Annotated in this window: 7 protein-coding genes and 6 pseudogenes; 12 read left to right on the forward strand and 1 reads right to left on the reverse strand. The window is 64.4% G+C overall.

Annotation, left to right across the window (positions count from 1 at the left end):
• The first annotated feature begins 468 nt into the window (after positions 1-468).
• From ileS to CWS35_RS00050, 10 genes and pseudogenes are all read left to right on the forward strand, one after another.
• Positions 469-3475 (forward strand): annotated as a pseudogene (gene ileS, locus CWS35_RS00005) (isoleucine--tRNA ligase).
• 164 nt (positions 3476-3639) lie between these two features.
• A pseudogene (gene lspA / locus CWS35_RS00010) lies at positions 3640-4136 on the forward strand (signal peptidase II).
• A gap of 99 nt (positions 4137-4235) precedes the next feature.
• Positions 4236-4967, forward strand: coding sequence for a hypothetical protein (locus tag CWS35_RS00015; protein ID WP_100950067.1), 732 nt, complete (start codon positions 4236-4238; stop codon positions 4965-4967).
• 155 nt (positions 4968-5122) lie between these two features.
• Positions 5123-6510: pseudogene (locus CWS35_RS00020) on the forward strand (M16 family metallopeptidase).
• Between the two features lie 50 nt (positions 6511-6560).
• A pseudogene (locus CWS35_RS00025) lies at positions 6561-7870 on the forward strand (M16 family metallopeptidase).
• Between the two features lie 302 nt (positions 7871-8172).
• On the forward strand, positions 8173-8592 hold the full coding sequence (gene arfB / locus CWS35_RS00030; protein ID WP_100950069.1) for an alternative ribosome rescue aminoacyl-tRNA hydrolase ArfB: 420 nt from the start codon (positions 8173-8175) through the stop codon (positions 8590-8592).
• 254 nt (positions 8593-8846) lie between these two features.
• Complete coding sequence (locus tag CWS35_RS00035; RefSeq protein WP_024581117.1) at positions 8847-9167, forward strand: cytochrome c family protein; 321 nt, start codon at positions 8847-8849, stop codon at positions 9165-9167.
• Positions 9168-9563 carry a VOC family protein gene (locus CWS35_RS00040; protein ID WP_100950071.1) on the forward strand — a complete coding sequence of 132 codons (396 nt, stop codon included), beginning with the start codon at positions 9168-9170 and terminating at the stop codon, positions 9561-9563.
• Positions 9564-9595: 32 nt separating this feature from the next.
• Positions 9596-10144 carry a Twin-arginine translocation pathway signal gene (locus CWS35_RS00045; protein ID WP_100950073.1) on the forward strand — a complete coding sequence of 183 codons (549 nt, stop codon included), beginning with the start codon at positions 9596-9598 and terminating at the stop codon, positions 10142-10144.
• A gap of 29 nt (positions 10145-10173) precedes the next feature.
• Positions 10174-11741: pseudogene (locus tag CWS35_RS00050) on the forward strand (GMC family oxidoreductase).
• 191 nt (positions 11742-11932) lie between these two features.
• On the opposite strand, the pseudogene CWS35_RS00060 reads toward CWS35_RS00050, so the two are convergent.
• A pseudogene (locus tag CWS35_RS00060) lies at positions 11933-12145 on the reverse strand (ribbon-helix-helix domain-containing protein); the annotation flags it as partial.
• Between the two features lie 377 nt (positions 12146-12522).
• On the opposite strand from CWS35_RS00060, the gene CWS35_RS00065 reads away from it, so the two are divergent.
• The gene (locus tag CWS35_RS00065) at positions 12523-13476 is read left to right on the forward strand and encodes an ABC transporter permease (protein ID WP_100950077.1); all 954 of its coding nucleotides are present in this window, start codon (positions 12523-12525) and stop codon (positions 13474-13476) included.
• Positions 13473-14369, forward strand: a complete 897-nt coding sequence (locus tag CWS35_RS00070; RefSeq protein WP_100950079.1) for an ABC transporter permease — start codon at positions 13473-13475, stop codon at positions 14367-14369. Before CWS35_RS00065 ends, CWS35_RS00070 begins: the two co-directional genes overlap by 4 nt.
• Positions 14370-14373: the final 4 nt, after the last annotated feature.

Below are 14373 nucleotides of genomic sequence, written 5' to 3' on the forward strand. Positions count from 1 at the left end.
GCGTGGTGACACGGGACGTCGCCGCCGGCACGATTGTGGCCGGAAATGCCGGCCGGCGGCGGCAGCCTTAGGACGGATGAAGTCAGTTAGATCAGCTTGACCGCGGGTTCGGTCCGGTCCACCTCTCCCGGTGGGAGAGGTCGGCGCGCAGCGCCGGGTGAGGGCTCTTGCTCTCTCGATAGACCGCAACCCCTCACCCGATTTGCTGCGCAAATCGACCTCTCCCAAGGGAGAGGTGGCACCTCCGCCGCCGCCCCAGGGGCGCTCCCGGGACGGTCCGGCCGGCCAACCGGGGCTTTGCGAATTCCCCGCTTGGCTGCTAAGGAACCCGATGTTTTCGCGGCGCATCATACGGATTAGCGGCCCGGCTTCCGCCTGAGCCTGAGGGCTCGGCGCAAGACCGGGATTTCGTCGTTTTACCCCGATTGATCGCGTTCCCGCGCCCTCACCTGCCAGATCAGAGCCTTCATGTCCGACAAGCCGCAAAAGACCGACGCCCAAAAGACTGACACCAGGGACTATTCCAAGACCCTCTACCTGCCGCAAACGGAATTCCCGATGCGCGCCGGCCTGCCCCAGCGCGAGCCCGAAATCCTGAACTACTGGAACGAGATCGGCCTCTACGACAGGCTGCGCGGGAAGCCGAGGGCCGCGCAAATTCGTGCTGCATGACGGCCGCCCTACGCCAACGGCAACATCCACATTGGGCACGCGCTGAACAAGATCCTCAAGGACGTCGTGACCAAGAGCCAGCAGATGCTCGGCTTCGACTCCAACTACGTGCCGGGCTGGGACTGCCACGGCCTGCCGATCGAATGGAAGATCGAGGAGGAGAACTACCGCTCCAAGGGCAAGCAGAAGCCGGATTTCCGCGACTCTGCCGCGATGGTCGCGTTCCGCAGGGAATGCCGCGCCTATGCCACGCACTGGATCAACGTGCAGCGCGAGGAGTTCAAGCGACTCGGCATCATCGGCGACTGGGATCATCCCTACCAGACGATGAGCTATCCGGCCGAGGCCCAGATCGCCCGCGAGCTGATGAAGTTCGCCGCCAACGGCACGCTGTATCGCGGCTCCAAGCCGGTGATGTGGAGCGTGGTCGAGAAGACCGCGCTCGCCGAAGCCGAAGTCGAATACGAGGACTACACCTCCGACATGGTGTGGGTGAAATTCCCGGTCACCTCGCCGGCGCATGGCGCGCTGGCCAATGCCTCGGTCGTGATCTGGACCACCACGCCGTGGACACTGCCCGGCAACCGCGCGATCTCGTTCTCGCCGAAGATCGCCTATGGCCTCTATAAGGTGACGGATGCGCCGGATGCGAAATGGGCGAAGCCGGGCGACCTCCTGATCCTGGCCGACGCGCTGGCGGCAGAAGTGTTCAAGAAGGCACGCGTCGCCGCCTATGAGAAGCTGCGCGACATCCCCGGCGACACGCTAGACGCCGTCGAATGCGCCCATCCGCTGCGCGGCTTCAGCGGCGGCTATGAATTCACCGTGCCGCTGCTCGCCGGCGACCACGTCACCGACGACACCGGTACCGGTTTCGTGCACACCGCACCTGGCCACGGCCGCGAGGACTTCGACGTCTGGATGGCGAACGGGCGAGAGCTTGCCGACCGCAGCATCTCGACCGCGATCCCCTACACTGTGGACGAAAATGGCGCCTATACCGCGCAAGCGCCCGGCTTCATCGGCAAGCGCGTGATCACCGACGAGGGCGAGAAGGGCGACGCCAACGATGCGGTGATCAAGGAATTGATCGGAGCCGGCAAGCTGCTCGCGCGCGGCACCCTCAAGCACCAGTATCCGCATTCCTGGCGCTCCAAGAAGCCGGTGATCTTCCGCAACACACCACAATGGTTCATCGCGATGGACAAGGACATCGCGGAGAACGGCCACGCCAGGAAGGGCGACACGCTGCGCGCCCGCGCTCTGCACGCGATCTCGGTCACGCAATGGGTGCCGCCGGCCGGGCGAGAACCGCATCAACGGCATGATCGCCAACCGTCCGGACTGGGTGATCTCGCGGCAGCGTGCCTGGGGCGTGCCGATCGCGGTGTTCGTGCGCGAGAACGGCGACGGCTCGGCCGAGATCCTGCAAGACGAGGTCGTCAACCAGCGCATCGCCGAGGCCTTCATGGAGGAAGGCGCCGACGCCTGGTACATGGACGGCGCCCGCGAGCGCTTCCTCGGCACCCGCGCCTCGGAAGACTGGAAGAAGGTCGACGACATCTGCGACGTCTGGTTCGATTCCGGCTCGACGCACGCCTTCGTGCTGGAGGACCGCCAAAACTTCCCGCAGCTCGGCAACATCGTCCGCAAGGTCGACGGCGGCAACGACACCGTGATGTACCTGGAAGGGAGCGACCAGCATCGCGGCTGGTTCCACTCCTCGCTGCTGGAAAGCGCCGGCACGCGCGCCGCGCGCCCTATGACATCGTGCTTACCCACGGCTTCACGCTGGACGAGAACGGCCGCAAGATGTCGAAGTCGCTCGGCAACACGGTCCAGCCGCAGGACGTGATCGCAAATTCCGGCGCGGATATCCTGCGCCTCTGGGTCTGCGCCACCGACTACGCCGACGACCAGCGCATCGGTCCGGAGATCCTGAAGAACACCGTCGAGACCTATCGCAAGCTGCGCAACTCGATCCGCTGGATGCTCGGCACGCTGCATCACTTCAAGCAAGCTGAGAAGGTTGGCTTTGCCGAGATGCCCGAGCTTGAACGGCTGATGCTGCACGAACTGGCCGGCCACGCCGAGACCATCCGCAACGCCTATGCGCGACTACAAGACCGTGGTCGCGAGCCTCGCGGCGTTCATGAACTCCGAGCTGTCGGCGTTCTATTTCGATATCCGCAAGGACACGCTGTATTGCGATCCGCCGTCCTCGGTGGCGCGCAAGGCGGCGCTGACCACGATCGACCTGCTGTGCGACGCGATCCTGAAATGGCTGGCGCCGATCCTGAGCTTCACGACCGACGAAGCCTGGCGGATGTACCGGCCGAATGCCGAGCTCTCGGTGCATCTCACGCTATTCCCGGAAGGTCTCGAGCAGTTCCGCAACGACGCCCTGGCGGCGAAATGGGAGACGATCCGCAACGTCCGCCGCGTCGTCACCGGCGCGCTCGAACTGGAGCGCAAGGACAAGAAGATCGGCTCGTCGCTCGAAGCCTCACCGGTGATCTACGTCGCCGACAGACAGATGCTGGCCGCGCTGTTCGACATCGATCTCGCCGAGGTCTGCATCACCTCGAACTACGAGGTGCGCGAGGGCGAGGCGCCGGCCACCGCGTTCCGCCTCGATGCGGTGCCGGGTGTTGCCGTCGTGGTCGAGAAGGCGGTCGGCACCAAATGCGCGCGTTCGTGGAAGATCCTCCCCACGGTCGGCGAGGACCCTGAGTATCCCGACGTCTCGCCGCGCGATGCGCAAGCGTTGCGCGAATGGAAGGCGCTGGGGAGCACGGCCTGACATGTACCGTCGTCCCGGCCGAGTGCGCAATTGCGCACGGGGCCGGGACCCACAACCACCGCTGTCTCGATTGGACGAAGATTGATGACCCCAAGTCATTCAAACAACACCCGGCACGGCGTATGGGTCCCGGCCTGCGCCGGGACGACGGCTACGATCGACCGATGACCGCTCCCGTTCGCGCCGGTGCGCTGGCGGCGGTCATCACCCTGATCGCCGACCAGGCCTCCAAGCTCTGGCTGCTCCATGTCCTCGACATCGCGCGCCATGCCCCGGTGACGGTGACGCCGTTCTTCGACCTGGTGCTGGCCATGAATCCCGGCATCAGCTTCGGCTGGTTCCAGAGCGAGACCCCGTCGGCCCAGATCCTGCTGATGGCGATCAAGGCCGCTGCCGTGATCGCGCTGGCGATCTGGATGGCGCGGTCGCGGACCTGGCTTGCGACACTTTCGCTCGGCTTGATCATCGGCGGCGCCATCGGCAACGGGATCGACCGTTTTGCCTATGGCGCGGTGGTCGATTTCGCCCTGTTTCACGTCGAGATCGCCGAAAAACCTATAATTGGTACATTTTCAACCTCGCCGATGTGGCGATCGTTGCTGGGGTGGCGGCCCTGCTGTATGATTCCGTGTTGGGGACCCCCGCCGTAAAAGCGCCCTGATCCCGGCCGATACGAGCCGGTCGGCAGTCAACCTGCATCGAGCGAAACTGTGCTTAAGCCGGTGATCGCTTTGGCGAATTTTGAGATGGGAATGGCGCGATGCGCAACACCAAAGTCCGCGGTTACCTGATCGAGACGTCCCGGCTGCCGCTGATGCGCGGCCTGCGTCTGGCTTTCGTCGCGGCCGGGATCGGCCTTGTCATGACGGCCGGCCCGGTGCGTGCCGGCGACGATGACGATGACGGCGACGACGGGCTGACCTTCGAAGAGCGGATCATCGACAATCTGATGACCGGCCTTGGCGCCAAGAGCGCGGCCAGCAAGGGCATCGACTACCGCGAACGCTCGCCGCTGGTGGTGCCGCCGAAGCTCGATTTGCCGCCCCCCTCCTCGGCCGCCCAGGTCAACGCGCCGAACTGGCCGAAGGACCCGGATATCGCCGCCCGCAAGGCTGCGATCGCGGCACGCAAGAAGGAAGTCAAGAAGGAGCCGTGGCAGTCGGCGGTGGCGTTGACGCCGGCCGAGATCGAGGCCGGCCGCAAGCAGCAGACCGCGACCGACGGCCGCAAGGAGCCGCTCGAGCCCGGCGCCAACACCAATCCGTCGCTGATGCCGAGCCAGCTCGGCTACACCGGCGGCCTGCTCGGCATGTTCAAGGGAAACAGCAGCGAATCCAAGCCGTTCACGGGCGAGCCGACGCGCGAATCCCTGACCGAGCCGCCGCCGGGCTATCAGACACCGTCCTCGGGCTTTGCCTATGGCACCGGCCCGATGAAGCCGAAGGTGAATGACGGCCAGTACGACGTCATGACCGGAAAGCCGATCCAGTGATCGCTTGGCCTTTGCGGTCGAAGGCTGACATGAGCAAAGCTTAATGCGGGGCGGCGTGTGTTTCTCCGCTTCGTGACGACGGACACGGCCACGACCGTGTACGATGGCTTGCTTTCGCACCCCGGCCATCCGTCCGGGCTTTCATAAGGACCGTGATGCGCTCTCGCCGCTCGATTGCCCTGCTCGCTGCCGCCTTTGTCTCCACGATCCCGTTGTCGGGCGCCGGCCTCCGCGCCCAGACCACCGTCACCTCGGAACGCCCCGCGAGCTTCACGCTCGACAACGGGTTGCAGGTGGTGGTGATCCCCGATCACCGCACGCCGGTCGTGACGCAGATGATCTGGTACAAGGTCGGCTCGGCCGACGAGACGCCCGGCAAATCGGGGCTCGCGCATTTCCTCGAACATCTGATGTTCAAGGGCACCTCCAAGCATCCGGCCGGCGAGTTCTCGCAGACCGTGCTGCGCGTCGGCGGCAACGAGAACGCCTTCACCTCGACCGACTACACCGGCTACTTCCAGCGCGTGCCGCGCGATCAGCTCGCCTCCATGATGGAGTTCGAGGCCGACCGCATGACCGGCCTGATCCTCAAGGACGAGAACGTGCTGCCCGAACGCGACGTCGTGCTCGAAGAGTACAACATGCGGGTCGCCAACAACCCGGACGCGCGGCTGACCGAACAGATCATGGCCGCGCTCTATCTCAACCATCCCTACGGCCGGCCGGTGATCGGCTGGCATCAGGAGATCGAGAAGCTCGACCGCGAGGATGCGCTCGCCTTCTACCGGCGCTTCTACGCTCCGAACAACGCGATCCTGGTGATCGCCGGCGACGTCGACGTCAAGGACATCCGCCCGCTGGTCGAGAAGAATTTCGGCCCGATCCCGGCCCAGCGCGCGATCCCGAGAAGCGCATCCGGCCGCAGGAGCCGACGCCGGCCGCACCGCGCACCGTGACGCTGTCGGATCCGCGCGTCGAACAGCCCGGACTGCGCCGCTACTATCTGGTGCCGTCGGCAACGACCGCGGCAGCAGGCGAGAGCCAGGCGCTCGACGTGCTTGCGCAATTGATGGGCGGCGGCGCCAACTCCTACCTCTATCGTTCGCTTGTCATCGACAAGGGCCTCGCGATCTCGACCGGCGCCGGCTATCAGGGCACCGCGCTCGATCCGTCGCAATTCTCGATCTCGGTGACGCCGAAGCCGGGCGTCGCGTTCGCCCAGATCGAAGATGCGATCGACAAGGTGATCGCCGACCTCGCGCAGAACCCGGCGCGTGCCGAGGATCTCGAACGGGTCAAGACCCAGCTCATTGCGGAAGCGATCTACGCCCAGGACAACCAGGCGACGCTGGCACGCTGGTATGGCGGAGCGCTGACCACCGGGCTCAGCATCGACGACATCAGGAGCTGGCCGGATCGGATCCGCGCGGTGACCGCCGAGCAGGTGCGCGCTGCTGCCGCCACCTGGCTCGACAAGAAGCGGTCGGTGACCGGCTATCTGATCAAGGATACTGCGCCGAAACGCGAGGAGAAGCGCTCGTGATCTATTCCCTCACCCGACGTGCGGCGCTGATCGGCGGCGCCTGCGCCGCGATGCTGGCGATGTCATCGGCGCCATCGCAGGCCGCCGCCAAGATCCAGCGGCTGGTGTCGCCCGGCGGCATCGAAGCCTGGTTCGTACAGGATGCGACCGTGCCGCTGATCGCGATGGAATATTCCTTCAGCGGCGGCGCCAGCCAGGACGCCCCGGCAAGCCCGGCGTCGGCAATCTGGTCGCCGACCTGCTCGACGAGGGTTCCGGCGATCTCGATTCCAAGACCTATCACGAGCGGCTCGAGCGCCGCGCCATCGAGCTCAGCTTCCAGGCGAACCGCGATCAATTCCGCGGCTCGCTGCGCATGCTCAAGGACAACAAGGACGAGGCCTACGACCTGCTGCGGATGGCGCTGACCTCGCCGCGGTTCGAGCCGAAGGATGTCGAGCGGATCCGCGCCCAGACGATCTCGAACCTGCGCCGCGAATCGACCAATCCGTCGACGCTGGCCGGCCGCAAGTTCCTCGAACTGGCATTCGGCGATCATCCCTATGCCCGGACGGCCACCGGCACGCTCGAAAGCGTGCCGACCATCGAGATCTCCGACCTCAAGGACTATGTCCGCCGCATCATCGCCAAGGATACGCTGCGCATCGCTGTCGTCGGCGACGTCGACCCCGATACGCTCGGCAAGCTGCTCGACAAGACGTTCGGCAGCCTGCCGGCGAAGGCCGAGCTGACGCCGATACCCGATGTCGTCGCGACCAAGCCGCCGCAGCGCGCCTTCGTGCCGCTCGACGTGCCGCAGACCGTCGTCACCTTCGGCGGCCCCGGCATCAACCGGCACGACCCGGATTTCATGCCCGCCTATGTGGTGAACCACATTCTCGGCGGCGGCGGGTTGTCGTCGCGGCTCTACAAGGAAGTGCGCGAGAAGCGCGGCCTGGCCTATTCGATCTACGAGGCGCTGCTCTGGATGGATCACTCGGCGCTGTTCATCGGCAACACCGGCACCCGTGCCGACCGCGCCGGCGAGACCGTCGATGCGATCGATACCGAAGTCCGCCGCATCGCCGAGCAGGGTCCGACACAGCAGGAGCTCGACGAGGCGAAGTCCTATCTGAAGGGCTCGCAGATGCTGGCACTCGACACCTCCTCCAAGCTCGCGCAGGCGATGCTGCAATACCAGCTCGACAAGCTGCCGATCGACTACATCGAGAAGCGCAACGCCATCGTCGATGCGGTGACGCTCGACGACGCCAAGCGGGTCGCCAAGAAGCTCTGGGGCAACGGCCTGCTCACCGTGATCGTCGGCCGCGCCCCGCAAGCCGCCGCCCAGCCGGCGTCCGCGCCGCCAAAGGCGAACTGACGCGCACTCGAAGTGCGGCCCTCCTTCATTCACAGCACCGTTGTGGCCACCCCTCTCCCCACCCTCCCCCGCAAGGGGGAGGAAGCCCGAGAGGTGTGCTCTCCTCACATCACTGCTGACATTCAAGCTTGGATCGTCAGGGACGCACCGGCGCGCGGGCTCCCTCCCCTTGCGGGGAGGGTTGGGGAGAGGGGTGAGCCGCAGGCTCAGACAGCAGACGTAACCGCCCCATCAACACCACCCAAGCGGAGCCAAACCCGCTATCTTGCGGCCAGCCGATTCTTCCCTCACCGGGTGCTGTCATGCTGCGGGTGTCCCGCGACCTTACGATCGACGAGAACGACATTGAGATTGTGTTTGTCCGCGCCTCCGGTCCGGGCGGACAGAACGTCAACAAGGTCTCGACCGCGGCACAGCTCCGCTTCGACACGACGAAGATCGCGCTGCCGGCGGACGCGGCGCAACGGCTGGCGCGGCTGGCCGGCAGCCGCATGACCAAGGACGGCGTGATAGTGATCCAGGCGTTCCGGTTCCGCACCCAGGAACGCAACCGGGCCGATGCGATCGAGCGACTGCTCGAGATGTTGAAGGAAGCGATGGTGCGGCCGACGCCGCGACGGCCGACCAAGCCGACGCTCGGCTCCAAGCAGCGCCGGCTCGAGGGCAAGAAACGCCGCAGCGACATCAAGGCCGGTCGCGGCACACGGCGTTTCGACGATTGAGGAACGCCGGATACGGCGCGTAGACCGCCGGGCGGCCATGTCCACCGTACCGGTTCCGCTGGCCGGTTTTGTTCTGCGGTGAAACAGCCCGCTACTACCACCGGCAGTTTTCGGCCTCCTACAGTCACTGCAAACAAGCGGTGGTGTGGATGACAAGACTGCGCGCACGACTGTCGACCGGGCTTGCGATCGGGCTTGCGATCGGGCTCGGATTTTGCAGCGCGATGCTTGCAGTGCAAATCGCGGCAGCGCAAATGCCCTTGCCAGCCGCCAAGCCGCCTGACGGCCCGACGCTGTTCAAGCAGCAATGCGCGACCTGCCACACCAACAACGCATCCGATCCCGTGCGACAGGGACCGTCGCTGTTCAAGGTGGTCGGTCGCCATGCCGGCAAGGCCGACGGTTTCAAATATTCCGCAGGCTTCGCCAAGGCCGATTTCGTCTGGGACGACGCTCACCTCGATGCCTGGCTGACCAATCCGCAAGAGCTGATCCCCGGCGCCGTGATGGCCTATCGGCAGGCCAAGCCGGAGACCCGCGCCATGATCATCGCCTATCTGAAGGAGCTGAACTGAATGGCGAAACCCGTGCATTCGATGATCCGCGTGTTCGACGAGGCCAAGGCGCTCGACTTCTATCACCGCGCCTTCGGGCTGGAGATCGCCGACAATCTGCGCTTTGCCGATTTCGCGCTGATCTATCTGCGCCATCCGTCGTCGCCGTTCGAGGTCGAGCTCACGGTGAATTTCGACCGCAAGGAGCCCTACGCGCTCGGCGACGGCTACGGCCATCTCGCCGTCGTCGTCGATGACGTCGATGCCGAGCACGCGCGCTTCGAGCAGGAGAAGCTGTCGCCGGGGCCGCTGCGTGACTTCAAGCATGACGGCAAGACGCTGGCGCGCTTCTTCTTCGTCGCAGATCCCGACGGCTACAAGATCGAGGTGATCCAGCGCGGCGGGCGCTTCGGCTAACTCAATCATAAAAATGATCTACGGAGGAAACCATGAGAGAAATCGATCGACGCAGCAGATATGACCGGCGCGTGTTTCTCAAAGGCGCGGCGGCCACCGCACCGGCGGTCGCGATCGCGACATCGACCGGGCTCGGCATCACCGATGCGTGGGCCGACGAAGCCGGCACGCTGACGCCGGCGACCATGAAGACGCTGTTGAAGATGGCGCGCGACATCTATCCGCACGATTTCCTCGGCGACAGTTACTACATCACGGCGGTCAAGCCGTGGGACGACAAGGCCGCCAAGGACCCGGCGGTCAAGTCGCTGATCAATGACGGCGTCGCGCGGCTCGATCAGGAGGCCAACGACCGCCACAAGATGCCCTACGCGCAGGTCGCCTGGGAGAACGATCGCGTCGCGCTGCTGCAACGGATCGAGGAGAGCGCGTTCTTCCAGAAGATCCGCGGCGACCTCGTCGTCTCGCTCTACAATAACAAGGAGGTATGGCCGCGGTTCGGCTACGAGGGCTCCTCCGCCGAGCATGGCGGCTACATCAAGCGCGGCTTCGCCGATATCGACTGGCTGCCCAAGGCCTGAATCGGACAACGAACGCTCGGGAGGACACAATGGCAAAATTCGATCTGAATGACAGCGGCGTTGTCGTGATCGTCGGCTCCGGTGCCGGCGGCGGAACGCTCGGCAATGAACTGGCGCAGAAGGGCATCAAGGTGGTGATCCTGGAGGCCGGCCCGCGCATCGAGAACCAGGACTTCATCAACGATGAATGGGACAGTTTTTCCCAGCTCGCCTGGTCGGATGCGCGCACCACGTCGGGGACCTGGCGCGTCCACAAGGACTTCCCCAATCTGCCGGCCTGGATCGTCAAGGCGGTCGGCGGCTCGACCACGCATTGGGCCGGCGCGTCGCTGCGCTTCGACGAGCACGAGTTCAAGATCAAGTCGGCCTATGGCGGCATCCCCGGCGCCAATCTCTTGGACTGGCCGATCACGCTCGCCGAGATGGAGCCGTGGTACGCCAAGGCCGAGGACAAGATGGGCGTCACCCGCACCAACGGCATCCCCGGGCTGCCCGGCAACAATAACTTCAAGGTGCTTGAGGCCGGCGCCAAGAAGCTCGGCTACAAGGAGGTGCACACGGGCGGATGGCGATCAACAGCGAGCCGCGCGACGGCCGCGGCTCCTGCCAGCAGATCGGCTTCTGCTTCCAGGGCTGCAAGTCGGGCGCCAAATGGTCGACGCTCTACACCGAGATCCCGAAGGGCGAAGCCACCGGCAATCTCGAGGTGCGCCCAAGCAGCATGGTGATCAAGATCGAGCATGACCAGTCCGGCAAGGTCACCGGCGTGGTCTATGCCGATGCGAGCGGCGCGATGCAGCGCCAGAAGGCGCGCGTGGTCGCGGTCGCCGGCAATTCGATCGAGAGCCCGCGGCTGTTGCTCAACAGCGCCTCCAGCATGTTCCCGGACGGGCTCGCCAATTCATCGGGCCAGGTCGGCCGCAACTACATGCGGCACATGACCGGCAGCGTGTATGCGAGCTTCGAGAAGTCGGTGCACATGTATCGCGGCACCACGATGGCCGGCATCATCCGCGACGAGGCTGCGAACAACCCGAAGCGCGGCTTCGTCGGCGGCTACGAGATGGAGACGCTGTCGCTCGGCCTGCCCTTCATGGCCGCGTTCCTCAACCCCGGCGCCTGGGGCCGCAGCTTCACCGGCGCGATGGAGGGCTATCCGCGGATGGCCGGGATGTGGCTGGTCGGCGAGGACATGCCGCAGGAGACCAACCGCATCACGCTCGATCCGAAGGTCAAGGACAAGTTCGGCATGCCGGTCGCCAGCGTGCATTTCGACGATCACCCCAACGATCTCGCGATGCGCGATCACGCCTACAAGCAGGGCTCCGCGGTGTACGAGGCGGTCGGCGCCACCGTGACCTATCCGACGCCGCCCTATCCCTCGACCCACAACATGGGCACCAACCGGATGAGCGAGAAGCCGCGCGACGGCGTGGTCAACAAGTTCGGCCAAACCCACGACGTCAAGAACCTGTTCGTGTCCGACGGCAGCCAGTTCACATCAGGCGCGGCGTGCAATCCGACGCTGACGATCGTGTCGCTGGCGATCCGCCAGGCCGATCACATCGCCGGCGCGATGCAGCGCAAGGAGATCTAGAGCCTTTCCCGTTCCTATGGAATCGGAACGGGGCTCTAGGTTCTTGTCTTGACGCGTTTTCTTCACGCGAACCGGTATCCACTTCGCTCGAAAACGCTCTAAGATCCCTCGAACTGAAGCGGCCTTGTCCTGCACGGGACAAGGCCGCTTTTTTCTTGCGCGGTTGATTTGCGCTGAAACTATTCCGCGGCATCCATGCAGCCGGGCGAAAGGGTGGCGAGGAATTTGGCCAAGGTCATACCTTCCTTGGCCGCGATCTCCTCGAGCGTATCCCAGAACGACATTTCCAGCCGGATCAAGGTGCAATGGTCGTCGATCCGCAACGATCGGGTCTGCGATCCATCGTCGCGTTGCGCGCCGTCGCGCTCGCGATGGCTAACGCATCGGATTCCCGGCAACGACATCGATAGCGGAATGGAAACGTAGATAGCGACATGACGGCGGCAAATGGCCGCATCGAACAGATTTAGGAAATAGGTATGGTCCCAAGGAACGATGAGAAAGCCAAGCTTGGTCTCGCATTGCACAAAATGTGTGTAATTTTTGGGAGATCTGGGAGCTTGTATACTGGTCAACCCGCCAGTAGGCTTCACTATCGAAAATTGAGTATGGAAAAATACGGCACCAAGCCGCCAGCTCATCCAAGGAGAGGACGCGCATGATGCCCGGGATTGTTCATTCCGCACACGGTCTTCGGTCGCGCCTTCGCCTCGCCGTGCGTCTGTCCGATGTCAAGCATAGTCTCCGCTGCCATTCGCGCCGTGACGTCTGGCGCTAGCCGATGCGTGCCTACATCGTCCGGAGGCTGCTGGCCCTGATCCCGACCCTGATCTTCGCCAGCATGATCGTGTTCATCACGGTCAGGCTGATCCCGGGTGACGTGATCGACATGATGCTGAGCCAGAACGACATCGGCGCAGATAAACTGAGCCGTGAGCAGCTCGAGCACGTGCTCGGCTTCGACCGACCGATGGCGCAACAATACGTGGTGTGGATCTTCGGCATCTTGCGCGGCGATCTCGGCAACTCGTTATGGCGTTCGACACCGGTGCTCGACGACATGCTGCAGCGTTTGCCGGTTACTTTCGAACTCGGCCTCCTGGCGCTCATCGTCGCGCTGTCGATCGCGTTGCCGATCGGCGTTTATTCCGCGATACGGCAGGATACGGCGGGCGACATCATCGCGCGCTCGTTCTCAATCTTGCTGCTGGCGGTACCGAGCTTCTGGCTGGGCACCATGGTGGTGGTGTTTCCCTCGATCTGGTGGGGTTGGTCACCGGAAGTCAATTATGTTCCCTTCAGCGCGGCCCCGCTGCAGAACCTCAAGCAGATGATCGTGCCGGCTATCGTGCTGGGCGCGGGTCTCTCCGCCGTGACCATGCGGATGACGCGAACCATGATGCTGGAGGTTCTTCGGCAGGATTACATTCGGACCGCCTGGGCGAAGGGTCTTCCGGAGCAGTTGGTGGTCATGCGGCACGCGCTGCGCAATGCCCTCATTCCGGTGATCACCCTGATCGGGCTGCAAGCCCCGCTGCTGATCGGCGGCGCCGTAATCATCGAACAGATCTTCGTCATTCCCGGCATGGGGTCGTTGCTGCTGGAGGCCGTCAACCAGCGTGACTATCCCGTCATCACCGGCGTGTTTCTGGTGGTCGGTGTTGCCGTGATGCTGATCAACCTGATCGTGGACCTGAGCTATGGCCTGCTCGATCCGCGGGTGAGGCACCGATGAATTCGCTGACCGAAGCCAGCCCGATGAAACGGCGGGCCTCGCCAGGCGCCCTGAGGCAGTTCGTGGCGCGGCTGATCCGAGAGCAGCCGGTGGGCGCGGCGGCGGGGGTCGTGTTCGTTCTCTTCCTGTTTTGCGGTGTGTTCGCGCATCTGCTGGCGCCCTACGGCTTCAACGAGATCAGCCCGATCGAGCGGTTGAAGCCACCATCGCTGCGACATCTGTTCGGAACCGACAATCTCGGCCGCGACGTGCTGTCGCGCTGCCTTTATGGCGCCCGGCTGTCGGTGATTATCGGTCTCTCGGCAGCCGCGCTCGCTACCGTGATATCGGTGACCATCGGTACCATAACCGCCTATATCGGTGGCCGATTCGACATGATCGCGCAGCGGTTCGTCGACGCCTACATGTCGTTTCCTGAGCTGGTGATCTTGATCGCGGTGGTATCGGTGCTTGGCCCCGGCATGATCCAGATCATCGGTATCCTCAGTCTGGTGCTTGGCATTGCGGGCTCCCGCATCATCCGCAGCGCCGTGCTGTCGGCGCGGGAGAACCTGTATGTGCATGCAGCACAGTCGATCGGTGCCTCGACTGGCCGCATCCTGTGGCGGCACATCCTGCCAAACATCATGCCGCCGATCATCGTGTTGTTCACCACCCGCGTCGGCGCGGTGATCCTTGCGGAATCCGGCCTGTCGTTCCTCGGTCTCGGCGTACCGCCGCCCGCGCCCACCTGGGGCGGCATGCTTTCCGGCAGCGCCCGCACGTACATGTTCCAGGGACCATGGCTGGCGCTCGCGCCTGGGCTTTGTCTGACGGTGGTCGTTTACGCCACCAACGTATTCGGCGACGCGCTACGCGACCTGCTTGATCCGCGCATGCGCAACTCGCGCTAGGGAC

The sequence above is a fragment of the Bradyrhizobium sp. SK17 genome, assembly GCF_002831585.1.
Classification (GTDB): Bacteria; Pseudomonadota; Alphaproteobacteria; order Rhizobiales; family Xanthobacteraceae; genus Bradyrhizobium.